The sequence below is a fragment of the Acinetobacter sp. YH01003 genome (genome assembly GCF_013420525.1).
Lineage (GTDB): Bacteria > Pseudomonadota > Gammaproteobacteria > Pseudomonadales > Moraxellaceae > Acinetobacter > Acinetobacter towneri.
Genome location: NZ_VOXY01000027.1, coordinates 1 through 9,722, shown reverse-complemented (window position 1 = coordinate 9,722; position 9,722 = coordinate 1). Strand labels below are relative to the sequence as shown.

The 9,722-nt window shown below is 35.0% G+C and carries 11 protein-coding genes and 1 pseudogene; 8 read left to right on the top strand and 4 right to left on the bottom strand.

Translation table 11 applies throughout. The features are described 5' to 3' along the window. Together FTT70_RS13040 and FTT70_RS13035 are read left to right on the top strand one after the other, a co-directional pair. Positions 1 to 467: pseudogene (locus FTT70_RS13040) on the top strand (IS1 family transposase); the annotation flags it as partial. 173 nt (positions 468 to 640) lie between these two features. Beyond that, entirely contained in the window at positions 641 to 1,111 is a 471-nt protein-coding gene (locus FTT70_RS13035; RefSeq protein WP_020753607.1) for an AraC family ligand binding domain-containing protein, read from the top strand. Between the two features lie 28 nt (positions 1,112 to 1,139). Here FTT70_RS13035 and FTT70_RS13030 read toward each other — a convergent pair. Both FTT70_RS13030 and erm(B) read right to left on the bottom strand, forming a co-directional pair. Then, a protein-coding gene (locus FTT70_RS13030) for an IS3-like element ISAba20 family transposase (RefSeq protein WP_087514472.1) occupies positions 1,140 to 2,215 on the bottom strand; the annotation gives its coding sequence in 2 pieces (ribosomal slippage) (positions 1,140 to 1,963 and positions 1,963 to 2,215; 1,077 coding nt in all). Positions 2,216 to 2,776: 561 nt separating this feature from the next. Further along, positions 2,777 to 3,529, bottom strand: a complete 753-nt coding sequence (gene erm(B) / locus FTT70_RS13015) for a 23S rRNA (adenine(2058)-N(6))-methyltransferase Erm(B) (RefSeq protein ID WP_154320141.1) — start codon at positions 3,527 to 3,529, stop codon at positions 2,777 to 2,779. Positions 3,530 to 3,901: 372 nt separating this feature from the next. On the opposite strand from erm(B), the gene msr(E) reads away from it, so the two are divergent. After that, the gene (gene msr(E), locus FTT70_RS13010; RefSeq protein ID WP_000052512.1) at positions 3,902 to 5,377 is read left to right on the top strand and encodes an ABC-F type ribosomal protection protein Msr(E); all 1,476 of its coding nucleotides are present in this window, start codon (positions 3,902 to 3,904) and stop codon (positions 5,375 to 5,377) included. A 55-nt stretch (positions 5,378 to 5,432) separates the two neighbouring features. Beyond that, complete coding sequence (locus FTT70_RS13005) at positions 5,433 to 6,317, top strand: Mph(E) family macrolide 2'-phosphotransferase (protein WP_000155092.1); 885 nt, start codon at positions 5,433 to 5,435, stop codon at positions 6,315 to 6,317. 189 nt (positions 6,318 to 6,506) lie between these two features. On the opposite strand, the gene FTT70_RS13000 is transcribed toward FTT70_RS13005, so the two are convergent. Together FTT70_RS13000 and FTT70_RS12995 are read right to left on the bottom strand one after the other, a co-directional pair. Beyond that, positions 6,507 to 7,118, bottom strand: a complete 612-nt coding sequence (locus FTT70_RS13000; protein ID WP_015060246.1) for a recombinase family protein — start codon at positions 7,116 to 7,118, stop codon at positions 6,507 to 6,509. A 175-nt stretch (positions 7,119 to 7,293) separates the two neighbouring features. Continuing rightward, the gene (locus FTT70_RS12995) at positions 7,294 to 7,617 is read right to left on the bottom strand and encodes a hypothetical protein (RefSeq protein WP_004676058.1); all 324 of its coding nucleotides are present in this window, start codon (positions 7,615 to 7,617) and stop codon (positions 7,294 to 7,296) included. A 103-nt stretch (positions 7,618 to 7,720) separates the two neighbouring features. Between FTT70_RS12995 and FTT70_RS12990 the strand changes: the two genes are divergently transcribed. From FTT70_RS12990 to FTT70_RS12975, 4 genes are all read left to right on the top strand, one after another. Continuing rightward, positions 7,721 to 8,143, top strand: coding sequence for a hypothetical protein (locus tag FTT70_RS12990; RefSeq protein ID WP_004676061.1), 423 nt, complete (start codon positions 7,721 to 7,723; stop codon positions 8,141 to 8,143). A gap of 492 nt (positions 8,144 to 8,635) precedes the next feature. Beyond that, positions 8,636 to 8,881, top strand: coding sequence for a type II toxin-antitoxin system RelB/DinJ family antitoxin (locus FTT70_RS12985; protein ID WP_070154357.1), 246 nt, complete (start codon positions 8,636 to 8,638; stop codon positions 8,879 to 8,881). Continuing rightward, complete coding sequence (locus FTT70_RS12980; protein ID WP_004733298.1) at positions 8,871 to 9,164, top strand: type II toxin-antitoxin system RelE/ParE family toxin; 294 nt, start codon at positions 8,871 to 8,873, stop codon at positions 9,162 to 9,164. The genes FTT70_RS12985 and FTT70_RS12980 overlap by 11 nt, the downstream gene beginning before the upstream one ends. A gap of 91 nt (positions 9,165 to 9,255) precedes the next feature. Beyond that, entirely contained in the window at positions 9,256 to 9,558 is a 303-nt protein-coding gene (locus FTT70_RS12975) for a hypothetical protein (protein WP_136144098.1), read from the top strand. The last annotated feature ends 164 nt before the right edge of the window (positions 9,559 to 9,722 follow it).

The following is a 9,722-nucleotide window of genomic DNA, read 5'->3' as shown; positions in this document are numbered from 1 at the left end:
AAAGTTTTACGTACTTTAACTGAATCAACCTATGAAATTCAGCCTCAGCAAAGTCATTATGAATCTCTCGAAGTAGATGAGTTCTGGAATTTTGTTGGAAATAAAAAGAATAAACAATGGCTTATTTACGCCTATCATCGAGAAACAGGTGAAATTGTTGCTTATGTTTGGGGTAAACGAGATTTAGCTACAGTCTAACAATTGAAGACAAAGCTTAAACAATTAGATATTCACTACACCCGAATTGCAAGTGATCATTGGGACAGTTTCATCACTGCTTTTAAAAATGGTAAGCAAAGTATTGGTAAATTTTTTACTGTAGGTATTGAAGGCAATAATTGCAAAATAAGGCATAGAATTAGGCGTAGCTTCAGAAGAAGCTGTAATTTTTCAAAAAAGCTTGAAAACCATTTTAAAGCTTTTGATTTAGCCTTCTTTTCTTTTACATCAATAATGGCTTCATTTAAAGGCAGCATACTTTTTGAAGCACCACCAAAATTTTATGTTAAGTAGAGACTAAAAATGCCCTTGATTAAGGGCTTACAAGGGCATTTTGTATAAGGTGTATTATGTTAATTTTAGAATTTCTTCATTAGATAATTTTTGATAAGCTAAATCCATTAGGACTAATTAAGTAAATATGAGCAATTGGGTCAATGTCACACAGGATAAGTCTACAGGTATAGAACTAATTCATGCCCACTTCAAAGGCTTTGCATACGATCCTCATCTACACTCAAGTTATCTTATAGGGGTAACAGAGTTAGGACATCAACAATTCAATTGTAGAAAAAAAATTATTGATAGCTATCAAGGTCAAACTTTCATGCTTGAACCTGAAGAAGTTCATGATGGTAATGCACCAGATCCTCTCGGCTTCACTTATAAAATGATGCATTTAGATCCAGCATGGTTAAAAAAAAGCTATGAAGGAATATTTAATGAGCCTATCGAACTTGCTATCGAATCAACCCTACGTTCTGATCCTCAACTTTCACATTTGATACTTTCAACCTACAATATATTGAATAACAATGAATCTCAATTGATGAAAGATACGTATTTAGATCTTTTATTAGAAAACTTAGGTAATACCCCCATTTTTAATTGAATTAATGGGTAGAAAATCTAAAGCCTTGTTATTGTTTAAAAATAGGTGGACAACCATTTACTGACATATGAGGTCGTTCATGATTATAAAAGTACTGCCAGTCAGTTGTATAGTCCTGCACCTCGCTCAGATCTCGAAATAAATATTGATTTAGACACTCATAACGTACTGTACGATTAAATCGCTCAACATATGCATTTTGCTGTGGATTGCCTGGTTGAGTAAATACATGCTCAATACCATGCTGATCACACCACTTTTCCATCAGCTCACTTATATACTCTGGGCCGTTGTCGGTTCTAATGCGTTTAGGTTTGCCTCGCCATTCAATGAGCTGATCAAGTCCTCTCAGTACACGTTCTGCTGGCAATGAAAAGTCAATCAATATATCCAATGACTCGCGATTATAGTCATCAATCACGTTGTGAACTCGATAACTACGTCCATCACTGAGTTGATCATGCATAAAGTCCATTGACCATGATTCATTCTTAGCTGTCGGTACTGCAAGGGTTTCTGGCTGTTCTCGTTTAATCCGCTTATTAGGCTTGATTCTTAAATTAAGCTCAAGCTCCTTATAAATGCGATAGACACGTTTGTGGTTCCATTTGTATTTTTTAACATTACGCAAATACAGGAAACAAAGCTTGAAGCCCCATGTTTTATGATCATTGGTTAATTGAATCAACCATTCGGCAATCTGTTGATTCTCTTCATCTAAACGAGCTTTATAGCGATAACACGTTTGACTGACTTTAAAAATTAAGCAGGCCATGCTGATTGAAATCTTAAATTGCTCAGTAGCTTGCTGAGCAAGTGACTTTCGCTGAACAGGCCTTAAAACTTTTTTAAAAGTGCATCTTGCAAGATGTCTGACTTTAGCCGCTCATCAGCATACATGCGTTTTAAACGGGCATTTTCAGCCTCAAGTTCTTTAAGCCGCGTCATCATTGAAAGATCCATGCCGCCATATTTGGACTTCCACTTGTAGAATGTAGCAGAGCTCATACCATGTTCGCGGCACAAGTTCGGTATGGGTGTTCCTGCTTCAGCTTGCTTCAAGATACTCATGATCAAGCTGTCTGAATACTTAGATGTTTTCATAGAAAATCTCCTTAAATCAAGGTTATTCGATTTTCTACTTTTAAACTCAATTATTTTTAGGGAGGATTACCGTTTGCTTGGTTATAAAAAAGTGGAGAGATTAAAAAGCTGCAAGGGCGATCTATGATCGTGCATTTACCCTTGCGGTCTTTTTTGAACGAACTATAACCAGAAAAAGCAAAGCCCTTAGCACACTAAAATATTAGGTACGTCAAGCGGTATCTTGGATAGTAAAATCGAACGGAAAAAAAGCACTTGATATACTTATCAAGTGCTTTCCTAGCCTTTATGTTCGTAAATAAACCACTTGTAACTTGTAACTTTTTTCATGTTACAAGTTACCACTCGTGGTAGTTACCACAAAGCCACATGTTAACATTAAATAATGTTAAGCATTTCATGGAAAAGCTTTTCTATAATCTTTAAGGCTTCTTGTGTACTTCTTGCTAGTCTAGGGACCTCTTTAGCTCCTTGGAAGCTGTCAGTAGTATACCTAATAATTTATCTACATTCCCTTTAGTAACGTGTAACTTTCCAAATTTACAAAAGCGACTCATAGAATTATTTCCTCCCGTTAAATAATAGATAACTATTAAAAATAGACAATACTTGCTCATAAGTAACGGTACTTAAATTGTTTACTTTGGCGTGTTTCATTGCTTGATGAAACTGATTTTTAGTAAACAGTTGACGATATTCTCGATTGACCCATTTTGAAACAAAGTACGTATATAGCTTCCAATATTTATCTGGAACATCTGTGGTATGGCGGGTAAGTTTTATTAAGACACTGTTTACTCTTGGTTTAGGATGAAAGCATTCCGCTGGCAGCTTAAGCAATTGCTGAATCGAGACTTGAGTGTGCAAGAGCAACCCTAGTGTTCGGTGAATATCCAAGGTACGCTTGTAGAATCCTTCTTCAACAATCAGATAGATGTCAGACGCATGGCTTTCAAAAACCACTTTTTTAATAATTTGTGTGCTTAAATGGTAAGGAATATTCCCAACAATTTTATACCTCTGTTTGTTAGGGAATTGAAACTGTAGAATATCTTGGTGAATTAAAGTGACACGAGTATTCAGTTTTAATTTTTCTGACGATAAGTTGAATAGATGACTGTCTAATTCAATAGACGTTACCTGTTTACTTATTTTAGCCAGTTTCGTCGTTAAATGCCCTTTACCTGTTCCAATTTCGTAAACGGTATCGGTTTCTTTTAAATTCAATTGTTTTATTATTTGGTTGAGTACTTTTTCACTCGTTAAAAAGTTTTGAGAATATTTTATATTAAAATAAGCCTTATATCCAAGCATAAAACAAGGTTGTCTAGACTTCTTTTAACAGTAAAGTTATCATAAAACTGAATTTTATTTTTTAGGTAAGTTTATGCATTCTATCCGCATTCGTTAAGACACAACTATTTGCATAGTGACACTATTTTATAATGGTGGGCTTTTGTTGTGTCTTTAAGAATATATGCGGATATATAAAGTAAAAGTATGCTTAATTTATAAGTATGCTTTTAGTGCATAGTTTCCAGTTATAACTTAATTGACTAGCTATTTGTCCACCCTGTGGATGAATAGCTTTTTTTTTGGGAGGACACTGTGATGCTAGCTTTTGTTTTCACCTAAATCCTGTTTGCTGCATAAAAAATTTCAAGAGCTAAACAGGAGTAAATAAAAATGAGTTTAATTATTAAAGCGAGAAACATACGCTTGGATTATGCTGGGCGTGATGTTTTGGATATTGATGAATTGGAAATTCACTCTTATGACCGTATTGGTCTTGTGGGTGATAACGGAGCAGGAAAGAGTAGTTTACTCAAAGTACTTAATGGCGAAATTGTTTTAGCCGAAGCGACATTACAGCGTTTTGGTGATTTTGCACATATCAGCCAACTGGGCGGAATCGAAATAGAAACGGTCGAAGACCGGGCAATGTTATCTCGCCTTGGTGTTTCCAATGTACAAAACGACACAATGAGTGGCGGAGAGGAAACTCGTGCAAAAATTGCTGCCGCATTTTCCCAACAAGTACATGGCATTCTAGCGGATGAACCAACCAGCCACCTTGATCTCAATGGAATAGATCTACTTATTGGTCAACTTAAAGCATTTGATGGAGCATTACTTGTTATCAGTCATGACCGATATTTTCTTGATATGGTTGTAGACAAGATATGGGAGTTAAAAGACGGTAAAATTACGGAATATTGGGGTGGTTACTCGGATTACTTGCGTCAAAAAGAAGAAGAGCGACAACACCAAGCCGTAGAATATGAGCTGATGATGAAGGAACGGGAGCGATTAGAATCTGCTGTGCAAGAAAAACGCCAGCAAGCTAATCGATTAGACAATAAGAAAAAAGGAGAAAAATCCAAAAACTCTACCGAAAGTGCTGGACGACTTGGGCATGCAAAAATGACTGGCACCAAGCAAAGAAAACTGTATCAGGCAGCTAAGAGTATGGAAAAGCGTTTGGCTGCATTAGAAGATATTCAAGCACCAGAGCATTTGCGTTCTATTCGTTTTCGTCAAAGTTCAGCCCTAGAACTGCACAATAAGTTCCCGATTACGGCAGATGGTCTGAGCTTAAAATTTGGTAGCCGTACTATCTTTGATGACGCTAACTTTATAATACCGCTTGGCGCTAAAGTCGCTATAACTGGATCGAATGGAACAGGGAAAACGTCCTTGTTAAAAATGATATCAGAACGTGCTGATGGATTAACCATATCTCCAAAAGCTGAAATTGGCTACTTTACACAAACAGGATATAAATTTAACACGCATAAATCTGTGCTCTCCTTTATGCAGGAAGAGTGCGAGTACACAGTTGCGGAAATTCGTGCAGTATTGGCTTCAATGGGGATCGGAGCGAATGATATTCAAAAAAACTTATCCGACTTATCGGGAGGTGAAATCATCAAACTGCTTTTATCCAAAATGCTTTTAGGAAAATATAATATTTTGCTTATGGATGAACCAGGAAACTATCTTGACCTAAAAAGTATTGCCGCATTAGAAACAATGATGAAGTCCTATGCAGGAACTATTATCTTCGTATCTCATGACAAGCAATTGGTCGATAATATTGCTGACATTATCTACGAGATCAAAGACCACAAAATCATCAAGACTTTTGAGAGAGATTGTTAATGATAGCCAATCTAATCCGAACATTAATTATTGAACTCTTTAAAGGAAATTAAAAATGACAATTCAAGATATTCAATCACTTGCTGAAGCACACGGCTTGTTGCTTACGGACAAAATGAATTTCAATGAAATGGGCATTGATTTTAAGGTCGTTTTTGCTCTTGATACAAAGGGGCAACAATGGTTGCTGCGTATTCCTCGTCGTGATGGCATGAGGGAACAAATCAAGAAAGAAAAACGCATTTTAGAATTGGTAAAAAAACATCTTTCTGTAGAGGTTCCTGATTGGAGAATTTCATCTACAGAATTAGTGGCTTATCCCATACTTAAAGATAATCCTGTTTTAAATTTGGATGCTGAAACCTATGAAATAATTTGGAATATGGACAAAGATAGCCCGAAATACATAACATCTTTGGCAAAAACCTTATTTGAAATCCATAGTATTCCTGAAAAAGAAGTTCGGGAAAATGATTTGAAAATTATGAAACCTTCAGATTTAAGACCTGAAATAGCAAACAATTTGCAGTTAGTAAAATCTGAAATTGGTATAAGTGAGCAATTGGAAACCCGCTACAGAAAATGGTTGGATAATGATGTTCTATGGGCAGATTTCACCCAATTTATACATGGCGATTTATATGCTGGGCATGTACTAGCTTCAAAGGATGGAGCTGTTTCAGGCGTTATTGATTGGTCAACAGCCCATATAGATGACCCAGCGATTGATTTTGCTGGGCATGTAACTTTGTTTGGAGAAGAAAGCCTCAAAACTCTAATCATCGAGTATGAAAAACTAGGGGGTAAAGTTTGGAATAAACTATATGAACAGACTTTAGAAAGAGCAGCGGCCTCTCCTTTGATGTATGGTTTATTTGCCTTAGAAACTCAAAATGAAAGCCTTATCGTTGGAGCAAAAGCTCAGTTGGGAGTTATATAATTTAAAAATATGATTGCTGAGAACTGCCTTGTTTTGAAACTTGGTTGGCTTTAATTAGTTTTTAGTATTCTTTATAGAAAATGCCTCGATCAAGGGGCATTTCTAACAATCATTTAACATAAAATTTCTTATGTGAAGTAACCTGAATGCAGCGGTGCCCCATTGGGGGCGCGTTGAGATAAGCCTCTTTTAGATAACTTTAGCAACTCGATAGACAGTTGCAACTCCACAATTCACTGCTTTGGCAATTTCTTCCTTAGTCATATTGCCAACTACTAGCAATTCTTTTATTCGTTTATGTTTAGCCTCATTTGCCTTCTTGCCTGTTGGTTTGTAACCCGAACGTGCCAGGCCCTGCTTAATACGTTCTATACGTTTCTCATTGTCTAGGCGGGCCATTGTTGCCAGAAGATCAATCAACATATTGTTGATGAGTTCCAAGATTGAATGAGTAATGCTGTCACTGGTTTGAATCATTTGGTAGGTAGTAGGAAGATCTGCTACGACTAAACGAAGTCCCTTCTCCTGGATCCTGCGCTTCAGCTCTTGAAAATCTCGTTGGGTTAGGCGTGATAAGCGGTCAATACTTTCAACTAACAATGTGTCACCTTGATTTGCTTCTGACAGTAGCTTATTCAATTCAGGTCGGTCTAACTTCGTACCACTATAGTTTTCCACGTACACAATGGTTTCACCCAAATTCAAGTTTTGGTTTAGATCCTGAAGAATCTGCAAAGCCCTTTCTGCATCTTGATCTTTAGTTGAAGCTCGTAGATAAATACGTGTATTCATTTCTATCATTTAATCTTAATTCTATTAGATTAATGATAATACTATCATTTAATTATTGCATTAAGTCTAATGATAGATATTGTATGCGATTTGGCTCGCTATCATTCAGGTATACTCTTTTGATAAAAAAAGCATAACTAAAAGCCATGCCTTGGGAATTCGTATAACGTGTATTATGTTAATTTTAGAAAATCTGTTTTAGTTTGTACCTTTTCAAAATTATGTAAAAAGCAAATAAAACACTTATCCAGAACAAATAATCAAAAATAAAATATAAGAAGATAAATTGATCTATTCCTATAATAATATTTAAAGGATCTAGCGCTATACTCCCACCTGGAGATACTTCACCATCTACTAAAAACTGTAAGGGAAATCCTCCTCCAATGACTTTAACTTTTCCAAGCTTGTCTACAACTATACGATCCACTAATGTATATTTCTGATAAAACAAAGATAAATAAGTAAAAATAAAAGATAAGCAATTGAAGTATAAAAATTTTTTCATAATTTCCTCTCATATATCTACTAATTTTAACAATTTTTAATCAGAGCCTTTTGGAATAATTTGCTTTAATTTCTCTATTACTCTCTCAAAAAATTCCTTTAATATGAAAAGATTAGAATTTATTTTATTAAGTTTACTTGCAGCCTGCAGTCCAGTTACAGAAAAAATTGAATCAAATATAGTTGTTCCACGTATTCAATATACGGGGGGAGCAGATAATGCAAGTTATAGTGAGGCTAAGCTTATTAGGGAAGGTAAATGCCTATACCTAGAACATGCTGATGGCTCTAAAGTTCTGCCAATTTTTGCTACAAAAACTCTAGATTGGGATACGGAAACTAAGAGCCTAAAAGTAGATTCGGATACTTATTTTTTAGGTGATAAAGCAGCATATGGAGGCGGAGAATCCTATCCTCTAGAAAAAAATAATTATTCTTGGATAACTGAAGTAGATCATAGCTGTGATACCTCAAAAGTTATAGTTATTAATCGACTCATAAGACCAATTGAAGAACTACCAAAATGAAGAATAGCCTATTTTACTGTCTTACATTAGTTCTACTTATAGGATGCCAGCCATTTGAAAAGGATGGATATATTTTTATTAAAAATCAGACTGATTATCCAATTACAGACCTTAAAGTAACTTATATTAGTGCTCAAAAAACTTATAGCTTAGGTACTCTTTATCCTTATTCAGAATATAAATACGCCATCAATTACGAGCGGCACAATGAGGATTCAATAATCTTTTCATATTTAGATAAAAATCATAAAAAGATTAATCAAGAAGTAGCTACGTATGCAGCCAAATATGATAGGAAAAGTTATGAAATAGTTATTCAATAGAATATAAATTACAATTACTAATTGAACGAAAAAACTTCAATTTGAAATTTCAAAAACTTGATTTTCCCACTAAACAACTATCCATTTAACATAGTGGTTGTTATACGAACTATCTTTGTAATGCATATTGCATTACAATATTCTCATGCATTCAATAAATGGGAAAATGATGGCTACTGTTAATTTCAGGGTCGATGAAGCCCTTAAAGAAAAGTCTTATTCCATCCTAAAAGAACAAGGAATTGCACCTACTGAGTTCTTTACTAATATTCTTGAATATATTGCTACGACTGGAAAGCTTCCAGTACAAAAAGCTTTACTCTCAGAGGAAGATGCTGATTTATTAGCTCTTGTTCGCAAACGTGTTAATGATCCTAAAGAGATGTTCGAGGAAGTCACATTAGATGACTTATAAGCTTTTACGTCATAAGGACTTCACTGCAGAATGGGAAAAGCTTCCTAGTGCTATACGAGATCAATTCAAGAAAAAATTAGCTAAGGTAATAGAGCAACCACATATTCCAAAGAATATGCTTAAAGGTGATCTTGCAGGCTGCTATAAAATAAAATTATTAAAAGCTGGTGTCCGACTTGTTTACCAGGTCAAAGATGATCAGGTAGTTATTTTGCTAATTACCGTTGGAAAACGAGCTGATAGCATTGTTTATGATGAAGCAAAAAAGCGGATAAAAGACTAAAAATGGGAGCTGCATGCCCCCATTTTTGGCTTCGTATAACGTGTATTATGTTAATTTTAGAAATAATTAAAAGTTTAGGAATACTAGTAGAATGCAGCTTATAGAAATAGAACCTTATTTTTGGGAACTATATGAGGATAGCGAAAATATATATCTCAATGTTCTTATAAATATGAGTGCAATTTCTTGGGAGAAAACTATCTGCTTAGATGAACAAACGATTCAGCAGTATCAGACTCAAGGAAAAGGTTTTATTGATGGCTTAGCTAAAAGGATTGAAAGTAGCCAATTTAGAAAAGATTATGAAAGATTTTACTCATATACAGATGCCTCCAAAGAACAGAAAAAAGAAATGCTTCAAGCATTTAATGAATATAAGGCTAAGCAAAATTAAATCCATTTAACATAATGGCTGTTATACGAGATGAATATGTAACTCCAAAATAGAAATGTCCGGTTTCTCCAAAGTAAAAATGTCCGCTTTTAGAATATGCGCTGTTGCAATTTTCTTAGCGGACGGTTTGATATGTTGGTGTCTATGTCGGATAAAGAACTTAA

Coding starts and splice junctions, on each gene's coding strand:
- FTT70_RS13035 (WP_020753607.1), top strand. CDS start 641: ATGAGCAATTGGGTCAATGTCACACAGGATAAGTCTACAGGTATAGAA.
- FTT70_RS12975 (WP_136144098.1), top strand. CDS start 9,256: ATGCAGCTTATAGAAATAGAACCTTATTTTTGGGAACTATATGAGGAT.
- FTT70_RS13005 (WP_000155092.1), top strand. CDS start 5,433: ATGACAATTCAAGATATTCAATCACTTGCTGAAGCACACGGCTTGTTG.
- FTT70_RS12995 (WP_004676058.1), bottom strand. CDS start 7,617: ATGAAAAAATTTTTATACTTCAATTGCTTATCTTTTATTTTTACTTAT.
- FTT70_RS12980 (WP_004733298.1), top strand. CDS start 8,871: ATGACTTATAAGCTTTTACGTCATAAGGACTTCACTGCAGAATGGGAA.
- FTT70_RS12990 (WP_004676061.1), top strand. CDS start 7,721: ATGAAAAGATTAGAATTTATTTTATTAAGTTTACTTGCAGCCTGCAGT.
- FTT70_RS12985 (WP_070154357.1), top strand. CDS start 8,636: ATGGCTACTGTTAATTTCAGGGTCGATGAAGCCCTTAAAGAAAAGTCT.
- FTT70_RS13000 (WP_015060246.1), bottom strand. CDS start 7,118: ATGATAGAAATGAATACACGTATTTATCTACGAGCTTCAACTAAAGAT.